This window comes from Streptomyces sp. NPDC087422 (assembly GCF_044744145.1).
Lineage (GTDB): Bacteria > Actinomycetota > Actinomycetes > Streptomycetales > Streptomycetaceae > Actinacidiphila.
Window position 1 is genome coordinate 484,873 of sequence record NZ_JBIUXT010000003.1, and the last position, 17,551, is coordinate 502,423.

Here is a 17,551-nt window from a genome sequence, read left to right on the forward strand (position 1 = left end):
TCGTCACAGGTCTCATGCCGTGCTGCCCACCGAGAATCGGCTGAGGCGGCGCCAGGACTTCGGAGAAGCGGTTCGCCGAGGACGCCGAGCGGGTCGACCGCTGCTGGTGGTCCATCTGCGCAGCGACATCACGGACCCGCATGTGCCGGGGGGGAGCACTCCCCCGGTGCGTGCGGGTTTCGTCGTGAGCAAGGCGGTGGGTGGCTCGGTGCAGCGCAATCTGGTCAAGCGCCGACTGCGTCATCTGGTCCGCGAACGCCTGTCGCAGCTGCCCCCCGGTAGCCTGGTAGTCGTACGAGCGCTACCCGGAGCCGGTGGCGCTGACCATGCGGAGCTGGCCCACGACCTGGACGCCGCCCTCAAGCGGCTGCTGGGTCGCGACACCCGAGGCGAAGCCGAGGGGAGGGTGTCTCGATGAAGTACCCGCTGCTGGCACTGATCAAGCTGTACCAGTGGACGATCAGTCCGCTGCTCGGCCCGGTCTGCCGGTACTACCCCTCGTGCTCCCACTACGGGTTCACGGCCATCGACCGGCACGGCGCGATCAAGGGGACCGCCCTGACCGCATGGCGCATCCTGCGCTGCAATCCCTGGTCGCCGGGCGGCGTGGACCATGTCCCGCCGCGCAAGCGGCCGCCATGGCACGATCGGCTGCGCCGCGCACTGCGGGGCGGCTCCGACGGGCCCGTCACGCCCGAGCCCACCGGACCCTCTCACGCCCAAGGAGCCTGATCGTGGGGATTCTGAACCCCCTCTACGACGCTGTCTCGTGGATCATCGTCCAGTTCCACTCGTTCTACAGCCTGATCTTCGACAAGGACAGCGGCTGGGCGTGGGGTCTGTCCATCGTCTCGCTGGTGGTCCTGATCCGGATCTGCCTGATCCCGCTGTTCGTCAAGCAGATCAAGTCGACCCGGAACATGCAGGCGCTCCAGCCCAAGATGAAGGCGATCCAGGAGCGCTACAAGAACGACAAGCAGCGCCAGTCCGAAGAGATGATGAAGCTGTACAAGGAGACGGGTACCAACCCGCTCTCCTCGTGCCTGCCGATCCTGGCGCAGTCCCCGTTCTTCTTCGCGCTCTACCACGTGCTGAGCAACATCGCCAAGGGTCACGAGGTCGGCGTGATCCACGCCAACCTGGTCGACAGCGCCAAGAACGCGCACATCTTCGGTGCCCCGCTGGCGGCGAAGTTCCTGGACAGCGCGGCCAAGGTCGAGTCGCTGGGCGCCACGCAGACCAATGTGCGCATCGTCACAGTGATCATGATCCTCATGATGTCGGCGTCGCAGTTCTACACGCAGCGCCAGCTCATGACGAAGAACGTCGACATGACGGTGAAGACCCCGTTCATGCAGCAGCAGAAGATGCTGATGTACGTCTTCCCGGTCATCTTCGCCGTCATGGGTATCAACTTCCCGGTCGGTGTCCTCGTCTACTGGCTGACCACCAACGTGTGGACCATGGGCCAGCAGATGTTCGTGATCCGGCGTAACCCCACCCCCGGCAGCCTCGCGTTCCAGCAGCGCCAGGAGCGGCTGCGCGCCAAGGGCAAGCTCGTCGAGCCCCCGGAGGAAGTGGCCGCCAAGGAGGCCGTGGAGGTCGCGCGCGCCAACCGCACCCAGCCCAAGCGGCAGCCGAAGTCCAAGCGCCAGACGACCCCCACGGGCACGGGCGCCGGCGGCGGCGCGGCGGGCGGCACCGGTGGCGGCGGCGCTCCCAGGGCGGGCGGTGGAGCCCCGCGGGCGGGCGCTCCCAAGGCCGGTGCCCCGAAGGCGAGCGGCGGCTCGGCAGGCACAGGCAGGACAGGCGGCGGTACGAAGCAGGGCGGCGCTCCGGGCAAGCAGGGCGGTTCGCCCGGCAAGCAGTCCGGTGGCAAGTCCAAGCCGACCAACCTGTCGAAGAAGAAGTAAGAGGAGCCCAGGCGTGAGCGACGTCAACACCACCACCGCACCCGACAACGGCTCGGCCGCGACCCTGAACCGGCTGGAGCAGGAGGGTGATATCGCCGCCGACTACCTGGAAGGTCTGCTGGACATCGCGGACCTCGACGGTGACATCGACATGGATGTCGAGGGCGAGCGCGCGTCGGTGTCGATCATCGGTGACACCGGCACCCGTGATCTGAACAAGCTGGTCGGCCGGGACGGCGAGGTGCTGGAAGCCCTCCAGGAGCTGACCCGGCTCGCGGTGCACCGGGAGACCGGTGAGCGCAGCAGGCTGATGCTGGACATCGCCGGGTTCCGGGCGCGCAAGCGGGCCGAGCTGGCGCAGCTCGGCGCGAAGGCGGCGGCGGAGGCCAAGGCCAGCGGTGAGCCGGTGAAGCTGGACCCGATGACGCCGTTCGAGCGCAAGGTCGTGCACGACGCCGTGGCCGCCGCGGGCCTGCGCAGCGAGTCCGAGGGCGAGGAGCCCCAGCGCCGGGTGGTCGTACTCCCGGTCTGACCGGACGCTGTGTGGTACTGCTCTGTCGGCCCCGTCTGTTCGCAGGCGGGGCCGAACCTTGTGAGTGACCTAGGAAAGGACAGCCCCCGTGACGGAGGCAGCAGCGGAGCTTCCCGCGCCGCCCGAGCAGGCCAGGACGGTCTTCGGTGACCGGTTCGCCGACGCCCTGCGCTATGCCGAGCTGCTGGCGGACGCCGGGGTGCGCCGCGGCCTGATCGGCCCGCGCGAGGTGCCCCGCCTGTGGGAGCGGCACCTGCTGAACTGCGCGGTGCTCTCCGAGGTCATCGACGAGGACGTGTCCGTGTGCGACGTCGGCTCGGGCGCCGGCCTGCCGGGTATCCCGCTGGCGCTGACCCGGCCCGATCTGCGGATCACGCTGCTGGAGCCGCTGCTGCGCAGGACCACGTTCCTCGAAGAGGTCGTCAAGGTGCTGGGGCTGAGCAATGTCACCGTGGTGCGCGGCCGGGCCGAGGAGATGATGGGCAAGCTGCCCCCGGTGGACGTGGTGACCGCGCGCGCCGTGGCGCCGCTGGAACGGCTCGCGGGCTGGGGCCTGCCGCTGCTGCGCCCGCACGGTGAGATGGCGGTCCTCAAGGGCGACACCGCGCTGGACGAGCTGAAGGCGGCCAGGGCCGCGCTCGACCGGCTGGGCGCGGTCGACACCTCCGTGGTCCAGGTCGGCGAGGGCATCGTGGACCCGCTCTCCACCGTCGTACGCGTCCTGGTCGGCGAGAGCCCCGGCGGGGTACGCGCCGCGACCCGGCGGGCGAAGGCCGCGCGCGCGAGCCGTAACCCGCGGGGCGGCGCTCCCCGCCGTCGCCGCTGAACCGTCGTTCCTCGAACGGTCCCGCGCCGAACCCTCCCTCTACGCCATACAAACGGCCAAACAGACATAACCCGGAGTGTCTGCGGAGTTAGCGGTCCGGCGCTGTGCATCGTGTTCCACGTGAAACGTCGCTCGCTGCTACCAGGAGTCCTCAGCCGCGGCCGAGCCGCGGCCGAGGCACACGCCAACAAGCCCTCCAAGACGCCCCAGTCGGTGGATAGATCTACGGCTTCATCCACAGGCAGCCAAGTCTCGCTGGTTCATCACCCCTCCGGCATGGCAGGCTCTTCTCATAGCGAGCCTGAAGTCGAGGAGTGTGAGTCCTTGCGGTCCGACGCCAACATCGCGGGACCGATGGCCGATCCGGTCCCCGGTCCCCGCACAGCAGAGTTTGCCGGGGGCCCGATTGCCGTGCCCCCGGGGTTCGGAGACGGTGTTTCACGTGAAACATTGCCTCCCATGGATGACACCCCGATCGGCCGCGCCGCGCAATTGGCCGTCGAGGCACTGGGACGCGCCGGGGAAGGACTTCCCCGGCCGGCCCAGACCCGGGTGATGGTGGTCGCCAATCAGAAGGGCGGGGTCGGCAAGACCACGACCACGGTGAATCTGGCGGCGTCCCTGGCGCTGCACGGCGCCCGGGTGCTCGTGGTCGACCTGGACCCGCAGGGCAACGCCTCCACGGCGCTGGGCATCGACCACCACGCCGAAGTCCCCTCGATCTACGACGTCCTGGTGGAGAGCAAGCCCCTGTCCGACGTCGTGATGCCGGTCCCCGATGTGGAGGGCCTGTTCTGCGCGCCCGCCACCATCGACCTGGCGGGCGCCGAGATCGAACTGGTCTCCCTGGTCGCCCGCGAGAGCCGGCTCCAGCGGGCGATCGAGGCGTACGAGCAGCCGCTGGACTACGTCCTGATCGACTGCCCGCCCTCGCTCGGCCTGCTGACCGTCAACGCGTTGGTGGCCGGGGCCGAGGTCGTCATCCCGATCCAGTGCGAGTACTACGCGCTGGAAGGGCTGGGCCAGCTCCTGAAGAACGTGGAACTGGTCCGCGCGCACCTCAACCCGAAGCTGCATGTGTCGACGATCCTGCTGACCATGTACGACGGACGGACCCGCCTCGCCTCCCAGGTCGCGGAGGAGGTGCGCACGCACTTCGGCAAGGAGGTGCTGCGGACCAGCATCCCGCGGTCCGTCCGGATCTCCGAGGCGCCCAGCTACGGCCAGACCGTACTGACCTATGATCCGGGCTCCAGCGGCGCGCTGTCGTATCTGGAAGCCGCCCGGGAGATGGCCCTGCGCGGAGTCGAGGCGTCCGTCGCCGTCGAGTACGACCCGCAGGGTGACTACACCCAGCACGATGAGCAGAACCCGCACAGCATGTCGGAGGGGATCCAGTGAGTGATCGACGCAGAGGGCTCGGCCGTGGTCTCGGCGCGCTGATCCCGGCCGCCCCGCAGTCGACGGGCGGCGCCCAGGGCACCGCACCGGTACTGACGCAGGAACGCGGCGTCGCCGCGGCCAAGGTGGCCGGACTGGTGGACCGCAGAGTCCCCGAGGCCGCGCCGCCGCCCGTGGTGGACATCCCTGTTTCACGTGAAACAGAGCCGGACCTCTCCGACGCGAAGAACCCCGTACCGGGTGCCTACTTCGCGGAGCTGGACCTGGACTTCATCACGCCGAACCCGCGCCAGCCGCGTGAGGTCTTCGACGAGGACGCCCTCAACGAACTGATCACCTCCATCAAGGAGGTCGGTCTGCTCCAGCCGGTCGTCGTGCGTGAGATCGGCAAGGACCGCTTCGAGCTGATCATGGGCGAGCGCCGCTGGCGGGCGTGCCGCGAGGCCGGCCTGGAGCGGATTCCGGCGATCGTCCGGGCGACCGACGACGAGAAGCTCCTCCTGGACGCCCTCCTGGAGAACCTGCACCGGGCCCAGCTCAACCCCCTGGAGGAGGCGGCGGCGTACGACCAGTTGCTCCGCGACTTCTCCTGCACCCACGAGCAGTTGGCGGACCGGATCGGGCGCTCCCGCTCGCAGGTCTCCAACACGCTCCGGCTGCTGAAGCTGTCCGCCCCGGTGCAGCGCCGGGTCGCGGCCGGGGTGATCTCCTTCGGCCACGCGCGGGCGCTGCTCTCGCTGGACGACCCCGAGGAGCAGGACAAGCTGGCCCACCGGATCGTCGCCGAAGGGCTGTCGGTGCGCGCGATCGAAGAGATCGTGACGCTGATGAACAGCGACCCGAAGCCGACCAGGAAGAGCGCGGCCCCCCGGGCCGGGCGTCGGGTCTCCCCGGCGCTCACCCACCTCGCCTCCCGGCTCTCCGACCGCTTCGACACCCGGGTGAAGGTCGACCTGGGGCAGAAGCGCGGAAAGATCGTCGTGGAATTCGCGTCGATAGAGGATCTGGAGCGCATCCTCGGGGCGATGGCCCCGGGCGAGGGCAATGTGCTGGAGAACCGGCTCGAAGAGGAAACCGAGGACGAAGACGGCGAGTGACGCGGGCGCACCCCGGCGTTCGCGCCGGGGTGTACGTGGGCAGTTCGGTTCACGGCAGAGATGGGGTTCAGGCCACATGGGACGTCGGCTGGCACCACTGACACTCGACAATCTCCCGGACCTCCCCAAGCCCTGCCGCAGTTGCGTCTTCTGGGAACTGGACCCGGTCAGCGGCGAAGCGGCCGTCCAGGCGGGCAAGCCCGAGCTGGAGAAGGAGGCGTGGATCTCCGCCGTTCTGCTGGAGTGGGGTTCCTGCGGACGGGTCGTCTACGTCGACGAGGTGCCCGCGGGCTTCGTGCTCTACGCGCCCGCCGCGTATGTGCCGCGCTCCCTGGCCTTCCCGACCAGCCCGGTGTCGGCGGACGCCGTCCAGCTCATGACCGCGCGCATCCTGCCCGGCTTCCAGGGGCAGGGCCTCGGCCGGGTCCTGGTGCAGACCGTCGCCAAGGACGTCATCCGGCGGGGCTTCAAGGCGATCGAGGCGTTCGGCGACGCCAAGTGGACCGCCCCCTCGTGCGTCCTGCCCGCGGACCATCTGCTCGCGGTCGGCTTCAAGACGGTCCGCCCCCACCCGCGCTATCCCCGGCTGCGGCTGGAGCTGCGCTCCACGATCTCCTGGAAGGAGGACGTCGAGATGGCCATCGACCGCCTCCTGGGCGCCGTCCAGAAGGAGCCTGCCCTCCGGCCCCTGTGAGCCGCTGTCACTCCCCACGGCCGCGCCGGGCACCCGGCCCGGACATGCGAGAGGGCCGACCCCGGATCGGGGGTCGGCCCTCTCGTGTTCCACGTGGAACAGCGTCCGCCGGTGAAAACGTCAGCCGGTGAAAGCGTCAGCCGGTGAGCGTCAGCCGATGAAGTCGGACAGGTCGCGCACGATGGCGGCCTTCGGCTTGGCGCCGACGATGGTCTTCACGACCTCGCCGCCCTTGTAGACGTTGAGCGTCGGGATGGACATCACGCCGTACTTCGCCGCGGTGACCGGGTTCTCGTCGATGTTCAGCTTGACGATGGTGATGTTCTCCGCGTGCTCCTCCGCGATGGCCTCCAGCGAGGGGGCGATCTGGCGGCACGGGCCGCACCACTCCGCCCAGAAGTCCACCAGCACGGGCTTGTCGCTGGCGAGCACCTCCTCGGCGAACGTCTCGTCGGTCACGTGCTTGGTGTTGCCGGCCACGGCGGTCTCCTCAGGTCGTGATGTGTGCGTGTCGGGGGTGAGGGATGGAAGCGGGTCAGACGGCGGCCTTGTCGGCCGACGCGTCGGCCGTCTCGGCCTTCTCGGCGTCGGCGAGGGCGGCCAGGTAGCGCTCGGCGTCCAGCGCGGCGGAACAGCCGGTGCCGGCCGCGGTGATCGCCTGACGGTAGGTGTGGTCCACGACGTCTCCCGCGGCGAAGACACCGGGGACGTTGGTCCGGGTGCTCGGCGCCTGGACGGTGAGGTAGCCCTCGCCGTCGACGTCGAGGACGCCCTTGAACAGCTCGCTGCGCGGGTCGTGGCCGATCGCGATGAACAGCCCGGTGACGGGCAGCTCCGAGGTCTCGCCGGTCTTCGTGTTGCGCAGGGTCAGACCGGAGAGCTTGCCGTCGCCGTGGATCTCGGCGACCTCGCTGTCCCAGACGAAGGAGATCTTCGGGTCGGCGAAGGCACGGTCCTGCATCGCCTTGGACGCCCGCAGGCTGTCCCGGCGGTGCACGATCTTCACGGACTTGGCGAAGCGGGAGAGGAAGGTCGCCTCCTCCATCGCGGTGTCGCCGCCGCCGATCACGGCGATGTCCTGCTCGCGGAAGAAGAAGCCGTCACAGGTGGCACACCAGGAGACGCCGCGGCCGGAGAGCTGGTCCTCGTTGGGGAGGTTCAGCTTGCGGTGCTGCGAGCCGGTGGTGACGATGACGGTCTTGGCGCGGTGGACGGTGCCCGCCGAGTCCGTGACGGTCTTGATGTCGCCGCCGAGGTCGACCGCGACCACGTCGTCCGGGACCAGCTCGGCGCCGAAGCGCTCGGCCTGGGCGCGCATGTTGTCCATGAGGTCCGGGCCCACGATGCCGTCGCGGAAGCCGGGGAAGTTCTCCACCTCGGTGGTGTTCATCAACGCGCCGCCGGCGGTGACCGACCCCTCGAAGACCAGCGGGTTGAGGGATGCGCGCGCCGTGTAGAGCGCCGCGGTGTACCCCGCGGGCCCCGAGCCGATGATGATCACGTTACGGACGTCGCTCACGGGTGTCTTCCTCGTCTCTGCGGACAACTGCGGGGGCCCTGGCTGGACTCTCGTCCTGCCTAACGGATCCTACGGGTCCAGCATTCCCCGGACGGCGCGGCGCACGCCGTACGCCACGCCCCCCGGACGAACGGCTCAGCGCGGGTAGGTGCTCCGGAAGAGAACCGCGCCGGGACTGGTCGCCGTACAGGCGGCGCTGACCACGAACGCGTCGACCGCCGAGGCGTCACTCGGGTGCGGCAGCACCACAAGGTAGGAGTCCGTCCCGTGGAAGGACTCGCGCTCGGCGGCCAGCGCCGGGCCGGTGCGCTGGGTGGCCTTGAGCACACACGGGGGGATGGTGGGCACCGCCCTGTCCGGGCTCATGGTGGCGCCCTCGCTGCTGACGCCGGGACCGCTGAGCATCGGGGAGTCGGACTCCCCGGCCGCGTGGTTCGGCGCCGCCTCATCGAGCAGCTCCCGCACCTGGACCGCGATGGGGTCGGCGACGGTGTCCGCCTTCTTGCTGCTGGCGGTCGCGTCGCTCTGCGAGGTGGTGTCGTCGCCGACGTGATAGATCGTGACGCCCAGGCCGACGACGACCACGGCGGAGGCGGCGACGAGCAGTCCGCGCCGCCACCGCCGACCGGTGCGGCCGGGACCGGCGGACCCGGAGGCATGTCCGTCGGGACCGGTCGATGTTCCACGTGGAACATGCGTCGGTGTCGGTGCCGGTTTCGGTGACGGCCGCGATGTTCCACGTGGAACATCGGGCGTGGTGGCGTCGAGGAGCGCTTCGGCGGCGAGCGCCGCGTCGATCCGTCCGGCGATGTCGGCGGGCATCCGCTGCGGTCCCGGCAGGGTGCCGAGCAGTCCCCTGATCTCCTCCAGGGAGTCCCGGACGTCGGCGCACAGCGAGCAGCCCGCGATGTGCTCGGTGACCTCCGTGGCGCGCTCGGGGCGGAGCAGCCCCTCGGCCAGGTCGGAGATCTCGGCGACCTCGGGATGCGCGTCGTGGTCCGCTGTCGATGTCACCGCTGTTCACCTCCGCCCTGTTCCGGTCCCGTCTCTGGGACGGATGTCCCCTCCGCCCGGTTCCTTCCCCCGCCGCGATCGGCGCTATCCACGCCCTGCGCGCGCAGATGGGTGACGAGGGGAAGCAGTTTCGCCCGGCCTCTGGCGCACCGGCTCTTGACCGTACCGGTGGGCACATCGAGCACCGCGGCGGCTTCGGCGACCGAGTAGCCCTGCATGTCGACCAGGACCAGTGCGGCGCGCTGGTCGGGCGGCAGCGTGGTGAGGGCGGCTATCAGCTCGCGGTGGAGTTCCCCGCGCTCGGCCGGGACCTCGGCCGACTCGTGGGGTTCGAGCAACGCCTCGAAGTTCTCCTCGTCGGCCACCGGGGCCGTCCTGCGGGAGGCGGCCTTACGGGCCCGGTCGAGGCAGGCGTTGACCGTGATGCGGTGCAGCCAGGTGGTGACGGCCGACTGGCCGCGGAAGGTATGGGCGGCCCGGAAGGCGGACACCAGCGCGTCCTGGACGGCGTCAGCGGCTTCCTCGCGGTCCCCCAGGGTGCGCAGGGCCACCGCCCACAGCCGGTCCCGGTGGCGGCGCACCAGCTCGCCGAAGGTGTCGGGATCGCCCGCGACATGACGGGCCAGGAGATCGGCGTCGGCGACATCGCCGAGCGGGTTTGCCTCCAAGGCCGTTCTCCCCCGTCCCCTGCCCCTGTGGGTCTCGCCGTGGGTGTCCCCGCGGCCGTCGCCGCGGGGTCAGCCCGTCTCCGGGATCAGCCCGTCACGCTGATCTCGGAGATCCTGCCACGGAAGTGACCGGTCTCGGCAGGCGCCAGACGCGTCATCCACACCAGCACGTAGCGCGAGGTGAGATCGGCGCTCGGCTTGAACGTCACCGAACTGCCCGAGCCCTGGGCCACCTTGGTGAAGGCGTCGAAGGTGGTCGGCATCGCGGAGGTGCCCTTGGGCGCGGCCAGGAGCTGCGCGGTGACGTCGCCCACGAAGTCGACCTTCACCGTGCTCACGTGCTTGGCGCTGCCCAGGTCGACGATGACGCCGACACCCGGCTTGAGATTGCCCAGATCGGCGCCCAGGTAGTAGTTCGTCTCCCAGTACGTGGAGGGGTCGCCGTCGAACGCCTTGGGGAGATCCTTCGGATTCTCGCTGCCGTCGCCGAGCGGGTCGAAGTCCTTCAGCCCGGCGATCTTGATCGGGACCGGGGCCTTGCGCGTCGGGCCCTGGCTCGCCTTCTGGCCGGTCGTCGGGTGACTGGTCGGCCGGTCCTCACGCGACTTGAGGGTGTCCGCGAGCTGCCAGCTCCCCAGGCCGATCGCCACGATCACCAGTGCCGAGACCGCCCATTTCAGTGCCCGGCCGGTACGGCCGGGCAGAGCGGGCGGCGGAGCGGGGGCCGCGACCGCGGGCGGCTGCGGCGTACCCGGTGGCGCGGGCGGCTGGCGGAAGGCGGCGACCGGGTAGACCGGCGGTGCCTGCTCCGGCGGCCGGATGCGCGGGATGCCCGCGACGGCCTTGGCCAGCTCCTCGGGAGTGGTGCAGGGCGGGTCCTGCCGGGAGGCGGTCGCGCCGTCGTTGACGAGCGCGCGCATGGCCAGCTCGGACAGCCCGCGGTGGACGCCCGCGCGGACCTGGTCGGGTGCGACCAGGCCGACGCCCTTGGGCAGCCCCGCCAGACCGTGCGCGTCCTCCTCGTACGGCCAGCGCTGCGTGAGCGAGGCGTAGAGCAGCGCGCCGATCGCCTCGGTGTCCTGCCGCTGCGGACGCTCGGAGTTGAGCCCGCGCAGTGCGGCGGCGACCGCGAGGCCGCGGATGCGGTACTGCCCGGAGACCGTACGCAGCACGGCGCCGGGGTCGAGACGCAGGTGCGCCAGGCCCTCACGGTGGGCGGCGGCCATGCCCTGGGAGACCTGGCTGACCATCTGGTACGCCTCGTGCGGCTCCATCGCGCCCGCGGCGAGCAGGTCGGCCAGCGAGGAGGCGTCGGGCAGCCACTCGTGGATGACGTACACCAGGTCGTTCTCCTCGACGGCGTCGAGGACCTGGACGAAGCGCGGGTCGCCGAGGAGCGCGGCCGACCGGGCGGCGGCCAGCACCTGGCGGGCTCGCCGGTGGTCGGCGGGCAGGATGTGGATGCCGACCGCCCTGCGCAGCTTCTCGTCGACCGCGCGCCAACTGCTGAAGCCGTCGATCCGGGTCACGCACTCGGCGAGCTGGTAGCGCCGGGCGAGCTTGTGACCGCTGTGCAGCTCGGGCTGCGCGCTGCGGACGGGCCTGGGCGCCGTGGTGGCGCTGCCGCCGCCCTTGGCGGGGCCGGCGGGCCGCCGGCCGTCGGCGGGCGCTGTGGAGGCGGCTGTGGGGCTTCCTGGGGCGGCCTCGGTCGCCGGGCGGTCCCCGTCCCCGATCTTCTCGTCGGGGGCGAGCGTGGCGGTGCCCCCGGAGCCGGACGTCGAGGGCGCGGGGGCCGGTGCGGACGGGGCCTTCACAGAGGCGACCGGCGTGCCCTTGGCGGGCGTCCCCTTGGCCGGGGTGCCCTTCGCCGAAGTGCCCATCGAGGAGGTGCCCTTGGCGGGCGTCCCCTTGGCCGGGGCGCCCTTCGCCGAAGTGCCCTTGGCCGGTGTCCCCTTCGCCGGTGTCCCCTTGGCGGGAGTGCCCGTCCCGACGGGCGCGGTCGCGGAGGCCGCCTTGGCGCCGTTCGTCGAAGCGGACGCCTTGGGGCTCCGGCCGTCCTTGACGGTCTGCTTGGCGGCCCTCTTGGCCGGGGCCTTGGCCGCCGACGTCGTCGCCGACGCCGGCGCGGGCTTGGCCGCGGTCGGTGCGGCGGCGTTGGCGGAGGAGGTGCCCGAGGAGGTGCCCGAGGAGGTGCCCGAGGAGGTGCCCGAGGGCGCGGGGGAGGTCGTGGTGGAGGCTCGGGCGGCGGTGGGGGTCTCCTCCGGTGACGGGGGCACCGCGGGCAGCACGGCGGTCGTCAGTTTCGTCGTCGCCGTGGGCGAGGACGCGGGGGCCGTCACGGGCACGGGCGCGGTCAGTTCGGCGGTCGCGGCCACCGCGGTGTCGACCACCACGGTCTCGCTGGTCGCGCTGTCGCCGTCGACCGCGGCCGACATCGAGGTTTCGGCGGTGGTCTGCGTGCCGTCCGACCCGTCCTGGGATCGTGTGCCGGAGTCGGCGCTGCTGCTGGTCTGGTCGTCCGTCGTCGTCCCGTCGGATGTGGCGCCGTCCTGCTGGGCGGCGAGCGGGGGCTCGCCACCCTCATTGGCCACTCCGACGGCGGCCGTGCTCCGATCCGCCACCGTCGTTCCTGCCTCCCCATCCATTGCGCGATCCCACATCGAGCCGATGACAATTGTGCCCACAGTCCGGCTCTATGCACGACACACAGCGAACCGTGATGGTTGCCCGCCGCTTCGCGACGGGTTCGTTCAGCGCCCGAGCCGTCCTCGCACCATGCCGATCATGGCGGTCATCTCCTCGATCCTCATCCGCTTGGCCGCGAAGAGGAAGATTCCGAGCAGCAGGCCGCCGCCCACCACGAGTGCGGCGAGCGAGCCCACGGCGCCGCTGCCCAGCGCCCCGAGCACGGCGTAGACGGCCAGCCCCGCGATCAGCGCGGCGGGCACGCAGGCGCCGGTCAGACGGGCGTAGGTGCGTACCACCCGCTTGCCGTCCAGGTCGCCGTCGAGCCGCGAGCGCAGCCGCTTGGCGGCCACCCCGACGCCCACGGCGTACGCGAGGCCGTACGCGGCGGCCATGCCGACCACGGCCCAGCGGGCGGGCAGCACCACGAAGCAGATGGCCGCCGCCGCCGCGTTGACCGCGGCCACGATGACCGTGTTGTAGAAGGGCGTGCGCGTGTCCTCGAAGGCGTAGAACCCGCGGAGGATCACGTACTGCACGGAGAAGGGGATCAGTCCGGCGCCGAAGGCCATCAGGATGAATCCGATGTTGCGCGCGGAACCGGTGCCGGTGCTCGCGTAGAGCAGGCTGCACATCGGGACGCCCAGGGCCAGGAAGGCGAAGGCGGCGGGCACGATGGCCACCGCCGAGGTGCGCAGACCGTAGGAGATGTCGTCGCGCACCGCGGAGACGTCGTTGTCCGCCGCGGCCCGCGAGATCCGCGGCAGCACCGCGGCCATCACCGAGACGGTGATGATCGCCTGGGGCATCTGCCAGATCAGCAGCGCGTTGTTGTACGCCGTGATGCCGGTGCCCTGGTTGCCGCTCTTGTCGGCGTTGGCGCCCGCCCAGGTGGCGAGCTGGGTGACGACGATCAGGCCCGCCTGGTTCGCCAGCACGAAGAAGAACGTCCACTTGGCGAGCTTGGCGGCCTTGCCGAGGCCGTGGCCGCGCCAGTCGAAGCGCGGCCGGAACTTGAAGCCCGCGTCCCGCAGGTACGGCAGCATCGCCAGCGACTGCACGGTCAGACCGAGCAGCGTGCCGATGCCGAGCAGCCGCGCGCCCTCGGGAGTGATGGTCGTCGCGTCCATCCGGGTGGTGCTGTAGGCGCCGTACACCCAGATGAACATGCCGAAGCTGAAGATCACCACGATGTTGTTGAGGACCGGCGTCCACATCATCGCGCCGAATTTGCCGCGCGCGTTGAGCACCTGGCCCATCACCACGTGCACGCCCATGAAGAAGATGGTCGGCAGGCAGTAGCGGGCGAAGGTGATGGCGATGTCGTACGTGTCGGGGTTGTCGGCGATCTTCGCGGACATCAGCCGGATCAGCAGCGGGGCCGCGATCACGGTGACGGCCACGATGCCGCCGAGCACCACCATCACGACCGTCAGCAGCCGGTTCGCGTACGCCGTACCGCCGTCGTCGTCGTCCTTCATCGCGCGGACGAGCTGCGGGACGAAGACGGAGTTCAGACCGCCGCCGATGGTGAGGATGTAGATCATCGTCGGCAGCGTGTTGGCGACGGCGTACGAGTCGCCGAGGGTCGCCACGCCGATCGCGGCGGCGATCACCAGGGTGCGGACGAAGCCGGTGAGGCGGGACACCAGGGTGCCCGCCGCCATCAGCGCGCTGGACTTGAGGATGTTGCCCGCGCGCGTGTTGGAGGTGGCCTCCGCCGCGCGCGGCGGCCTGGCGGCCATCGGCGGCGCGGCCGGGATGATCGGGATCTGCCCGGTGGCGTCCAGCGCGGACACCGGCTCGCCGATGTACGAGGGCGTGTACGCGTACTGCACGGGCTGTTGTTGCTGGTTCGGGTACGGCAGATTCGCGTAGCCGTACCGCGGGTCGGCGTACCGCTGGTCCTGGTAGGCGGCCTGCCCGTACGCCGGATTCTCGTACGCGGGCTCGGCGTACCCCGTCTCGGCGTTGTCCGCGGGCGCGGGCGCCTGCCCGTACGCCGCCGGGTAGCCGGGCGGCTGCTGCTGGTGCTGCGGCGGATAGCCGTAGCCCTGCTGCGGCTGCTGCTGCGGGTACGCGTACCCCTGCTGGGGGTGCTGCGGCTGCTGGTACGGGGCGGGGTCCGGCTGCTGGTACGGCTGCTGCTGTTGCCTGGGGTCCTGCGGCGGCGCGTACCCCTGCTGCGGCTGCGGGGCCTGCTGCTGGGGGTGCTGGGCCTGGGGTGCCTGCGGGGCCTGGGGCTGTTGCGGCTGCTGCGCAGGCGCGCCGCCGCCGCGCTGGTCGCGGAAGAGGTGATCGAACGCGTCGTACCCCGGGTCCTGCCGGCCCTGACCGCCCTGCTGCCCCTGGGGCGACCCGCCGACCAGGTCGTCCACGCCGACGTACTGCGTCGCGGAGTTGTCGCCGTACGGCATCTGGGGGTACGCCGAAGGCTGCTGCTGCGGATACTCCTGCCCGTACGGCGGCGGCGGGTGCGCGGCGCGGTCGTACAGCGCCTCGCCCACCGGGTCCTGCGCGGTGGGGTCCTGCTGCTGGTACGGGTCGTAGGCGTAGGTGTTCTGCAGATACGGGTCAGGGGGTGAGGGACGCTGCTCGGGCGATGGAGGCATCTGGCCCGCAGAGTCGCGATCACCGTCATACGGCGCGTTCATCAGTGCCCCACCTTATTGTCCGCCGGCTATCCCTCCACCTTCTCACCCGTCGGGGACAGCTCAACGCTTTCCCGACCGGTGTCCTCGGTGTCAGTGCCAGGGTCACCCGGCTGCCCCGGATCACCGTCCTCCTGCCCGCCGCCGTTGTCCCCGTCCTCACCGTCCCCGCCGTCTCCGCCGCTGTCCGCGGCTGCCTGCCGCTTCCGCTGACGGTAGATGCGAACGCCCGCGAGCACCAGAAGGAGCAGACCGGCGGCGATGATCAGCATCACCAGATCGGTGACCTTGGTGATCTTGACGTCGAACTCGACGGCGTTGCTGTTGCGGTAGAGCACGCCCTGCGCGGTGAAGAGCGCCGCGGTGACCCTGACCTTGCCGTTCGCGCTCGCCGACGTCTGGAACTTCAGGGTACGGGTGTGGCCGCCGTCGATCGCGATCGGCTGCTGCGGGTCCTTGATCTCCAGCCGGATGTCGGTGTTCGACGTGAGACGCAGCACAAGGTTGGTGATCGGCTGGTTCAGCTCGTTCTTCACCGTCACCGGAATGGTCCCGCTGCGGCCGGAGAGGGTGAGGGTGGTCTTGGGCAGGATGCGGACCGCGTTGATCAGGTCCTGGAGGTAGCCGCCGATCGAACTGCGGAACTCGGTCGCGTCGGCGGGGTCGCCGCGCCAGCCGGCCGACATCGCGCGCAGCACCGAGTTGCCGAAGGGCACCGTCACCTTGTCCTTGCGGGTGAGGATGGTGACGAAGTCGTTGAGATGGGTCTGCGTCTCGCTGAGCTGCTGGAAGGCGCCCACGGACAGCTCGTGCCTGCGCAGCGCCTTGGGGTACTTCTTCGCCGACGGCACCTTGCGGTTCGCGTCCGGGTCGGCCTTGGCCTTGGCGGCGGTGTCGAAGCCGACCGTGGCGGCCCACGGGCTCGTGCCGACCGTGCCGATCGCCTCGGCCATCGCCTGTGCCTGCGAGACCGTGGGCATGCGCTGCGGGGCGACCAGGATGGTGCGCTGCCTCTCCGGCGCCTGCATGGTGATCATCAGGGTCTGCGCGACGAAGTCCTGCACGGCGAGATCGGCGGGCTCCGCGCGCAGCATGTCGCCCGCGAACGCGGTGGACAGCGAGGCGTCGGCGACCACCGCGGTCACCCCGTGGCCGATCGGTCGGGCCGCGTTGGGCGTGTAGCTGAGCGCATCGCTCTCGCCGACGCTGTCGCTGCGGGCCACGATCCGCTTCGCGCCGCCGGTACGGGCCACCGAGACGATGGCGGGGTCGACGGCCCCGTCCACCGGCCAGGCCACGTCGGAGGTGGCCTGGACGCCGAGGACGGTGTCGAGGGTGCTCACGCCCAGTTCGGACGCGGTCTTGAGGTGGTTGAGGGTGCCGGGCACGCGCAGGCCGTTGTGCGCGACGGAGGCCAGGTCGGTGTCGGCGAACGGCAGCGCGATCACCTGGTCGCCCGCGACAGCGCTCTTGAGCGAGTTCAGCCACGCCTTGGCGACCGCGCCGCCCGTGCCCTCGGTGGTGTGGGTGACGTCGCCGCCGGGGCCGGCGACCCGGTACGGCTTGGTCATGAAGTCGATCGAGGCGAGCAGGTCGGGGTCGATGATCCAGGTCACCGGCAGCGACTTGGCCAGGTCGACCATCACCTGGAGCCGCCCGCCGGGGGACAGCTCCTTGGCGAGGTCGTCGTCGAGGAAGATCGGGCTCTGCTGGGAGTCGGTGTCGCCGCGGGCGGCCACGTGCGGCCGGTCGGTGAGCGGCCACAGGTAGGTGATCTGCGTGGCCTTCGCGGTGGTGGTGTTGGTGTCGTACCAGGGCAGGAAGGTGCGCTTGATGCCCAGGACGTGCTCGCCGGGCTCCGCGGACGTCTCGCCGTCCAGCGCCACGCCGAGCTGGTAGACGCCCGAGGCGTCGAAGCCCAGGGACTTCACCGGGACCTTGAGGGAGAAGGGCTGGCTCTGCCCGGCCGGGATCTTCGGGAGGTCGACCGTGTGGCCGTCGATCTCCGAGCCGTCCAGGTAGCTGGTGTAACCGGTACGGTCCTGGGCGCTCTTCATCGCGCTGAGGGACGTCAGGGGGCCGTCCGGGGCGACCCTGACGCCCATCCGGGCGCCGGTGATCGTCGTCTTGCCGTTGTTGGTCACCGTGCCGGACACGGTGACGGAGCCGTCCTTGGCGGGGACGCGGGGGTCGACCTTGTTCAGCGCCACCGCGGCGGTGCGCGAGCCGCTGCCGACGGCGGCCTGCGCGCCCGGCGCCTGGAGCGTCTGGACGACCTGGAGCAGCCCGGTGAGCAGCGTGCCCGCGGCGATCAGGGCGACCGCCCGCAGCAGACGCGGCGAGCGCGCCGACGGGGGTCTTCCGGGTGCCTGTGCCGCCTCGCCCACGCGTTCGCCCGTCCCTCGTGTCGGATGTCGACGGGCGGGCGACGGTGGTCGTCGGTCCGCGCCCATCTGATGTGCGTGCTGGCATGTTAACGATCGGCGCTGTGCCAAAGTGCTGCGGAGTCCGGGGAAGAGGCCCGATGCGGCCCAGTCGAGATCTGGCCGGG

General features: G+C 70.9%; 15 protein-coding genes. 8 read left to right on the forward strand and 7 right to left on the reverse strand.

What is annotated here, in order from left to right; translation table 11 throughout:
* The first annotated feature begins 19 nt into the window (after window positions 1-19).
* The 8 genes from rnpA to ACIO6U_RS11780 all read left to right on the forward strand — a co-directional run bounded on the left by rnpA (window position 20) and on the right by ACIO6U_RS11780 (window position 6,463).
* Window positions 20-418 carry a ribonuclease P protein component gene (rnpA, locus tag ACIO6U_RS11745; protein ID WP_355336669.1) on the forward strand — a complete coding sequence of 133 codons (399 nt, stop codon included), beginning with the start codon at window positions 20-22 and terminating at the stop codon, window positions 416-418.
* Window positions 415-732, forward strand: coding sequence for a membrane protein insertion efficiency factor YidD (gene yidD / locus ACIO6U_RS11750; protein WP_188282916.1), 318 nt, complete (start codon window positions 415-417; stop codon window positions 730-732). The genes rnpA and yidD overlap by 4 nt, the downstream gene beginning before the upstream one ends.
* The gene (gene yidC, locus ACIO6U_RS11755; protein ID WP_355336772.1) at window positions 732-1,913 is read left to right on the forward strand and encodes a membrane protein insertase YidC; all 1,182 of its coding nucleotides are present in this window, start codon (window positions 732-734) and stop codon (window positions 1,911-1,913) included. The genes yidD and yidC overlap by 1 nt, the downstream gene beginning before the upstream one ends.
* Window positions 1,914-1,926: 13 nt before the next feature.
* On the forward strand, window positions 1,927-2,445 hold the full coding sequence (locus ACIO6U_RS11760) for a R3H domain-containing nucleic acid-binding protein (RefSeq protein WP_355336668.1): 519 nt from the start codon (window positions 1,927-1,929) through the stop codon (window positions 2,443-2,445).
* A gap of 88 nt (window positions 2,446-2,533) precedes the next feature.
* The gene (rsmG, locus tag ACIO6U_RS11765) at window positions 2,534-3,271 is read left to right on the forward strand and encodes a 16S rRNA (guanine(527)-N(7))-methyltransferase RsmG (RefSeq protein ID WP_355336667.1); all 738 of its coding nucleotides are present in this window, start codon (window positions 2,534-2,536) and stop codon (window positions 3,269-3,271) included.
* A 276-nt stretch (window positions 3,272-3,547) separates the two neighbouring features.
* Window positions 3,548-4,672 (forward strand): ParA family protein, encoded by a 1,125-nt coding sequence (locus ACIO6U_RS11770; RefSeq protein ID WP_355336666.1) that lies wholly within the window; start codon window positions 3,548-3,550, stop codon window positions 4,670-4,672.
* The gene (locus ACIO6U_RS11775) at window positions 4,669-5,769 is read left to right on the forward strand and encodes a ParB/RepB/Spo0J family partition protein (protein WP_391158838.1); all 1,101 of its coding nucleotides are present in this window, start codon (window positions 4,669-4,671) and stop codon (window positions 5,767-5,769) included. Before ACIO6U_RS11770 ends, ACIO6U_RS11775 begins: the two co-directional genes overlap by 4 nt.
* 76 nt (window positions 5,770-5,845) lie before the next feature.
* Entirely contained in the window at window positions 5,846-6,463 is a 618-nt protein-coding gene (locus ACIO6U_RS11780) for a GNAT family N-acetyltransferase (protein WP_355336664.1), read from the forward strand.
* Window positions 6,464-6,613: 150 nt separating this feature from the next.
* On the opposite strand, the gene trxA is transcribed toward ACIO6U_RS11780, so the two are convergent.
* The 7 genes from trxA to ACIO6U_RS11815 form a co-directional block, all read right to left on the reverse strand.
* On the reverse strand, window positions 6,614-6,943 hold the full coding sequence (gene trxA, locus ACIO6U_RS11785; RefSeq protein ID WP_355336663.1) for a thioredoxin: 330 nt from the start codon (window positions 6,941-6,943) through the stop codon (window positions 6,614-6,616).
* Window positions 6,944-6,998: 55 nt separating this feature from the next.
* Window positions 6,999-7,982, reverse strand: a complete 984-nt coding sequence (gene trxB / locus ACIO6U_RS11790; protein WP_355336662.1) for a thioredoxin-disulfide reductase — start codon at window positions 7,980-7,982, stop codon at window positions 6,999-7,001.
* A gap of 135 nt (window positions 7,983-8,117) precedes the next feature.
* Entirely contained in the window at window positions 8,118-8,996 is an 879-nt protein-coding gene (locus tag ACIO6U_RS11795) for a hypothetical protein (protein WP_401717871.1), read from the reverse strand.
* A complete protein-coding gene (gene sigM / locus ACIO6U_RS11800) occupies window positions 8,993-9,664 on the reverse strand; it encodes an RNA polymerase sigma factor SigM (protein ID WP_355336660.1) in 672 nt (223 codons plus the stop codon). The genes ACIO6U_RS11795 and sigM overlap by 4 nt, the downstream gene beginning before the upstream one ends.
* Window positions 9,665-9,750: 86 nt before the next feature.
* Window positions 9,751-11,397, reverse strand: a complete 1,647-nt coding sequence (locus tag ACIO6U_RS11805; protein WP_401718506.1) for a protein kinase family protein — start codon at window positions 11,395-11,397, stop codon at window positions 9,751-9,753.
* Between the two features lie 1,017 nt (window positions 11,398-12,414).
* Window positions 12,415-14,961 (reverse strand): murein biosynthesis integral membrane protein MurJ, encoded by a 2,547-nt coding sequence (gene murJ, locus ACIO6U_RS11810; protein WP_401717874.1) that lies wholly within the window; start codon window positions 14,959-14,961, stop codon window positions 12,415-12,417.
* Between the two features lie 68 nt (window positions 14,962-15,029).
* A complete protein-coding gene (locus tag ACIO6U_RS11815; RefSeq protein WP_391158845.1) occupies window positions 15,030-17,387 on the reverse strand; it encodes a DUF6049 family protein in 2,358 nt (785 codons plus the stop codon).
* Between the last annotated feature and the right edge of the window lie 164 nt (window positions 17,388-17,551).

Excerpts from the sequence above, each read along its gene's own strand:
- yidD (WP_188282916.1), top strand. The coding sequence starts at position 415 with ATGAAGTACCCGCTGCTGGCACTGATCAAGCTGTACCAGTGGACGATC.
- ACIO6U_RS11770 (WP_355336666.1), top strand. The coding sequence starts at position 3,548 with ATGGCAGGCTCTTCTCATAGCGAGCCTGAAGTCGAGGAGTGTGAGTCC.
- ACIO6U_RS11780 (WP_355336664.1), top strand. The coding sequence starts at position 5,846 with ATGGGACGTCGGCTGGCACCACTGACACTCGACAATCTCCCGGACCTC.
- murJ (WP_401717874.1), bottom strand. The coding sequence starts at position 14,961 with ATGCCTCCATCGCCCGAGCAGCGTCCCTCACCCCCTGACCCGTATCTG.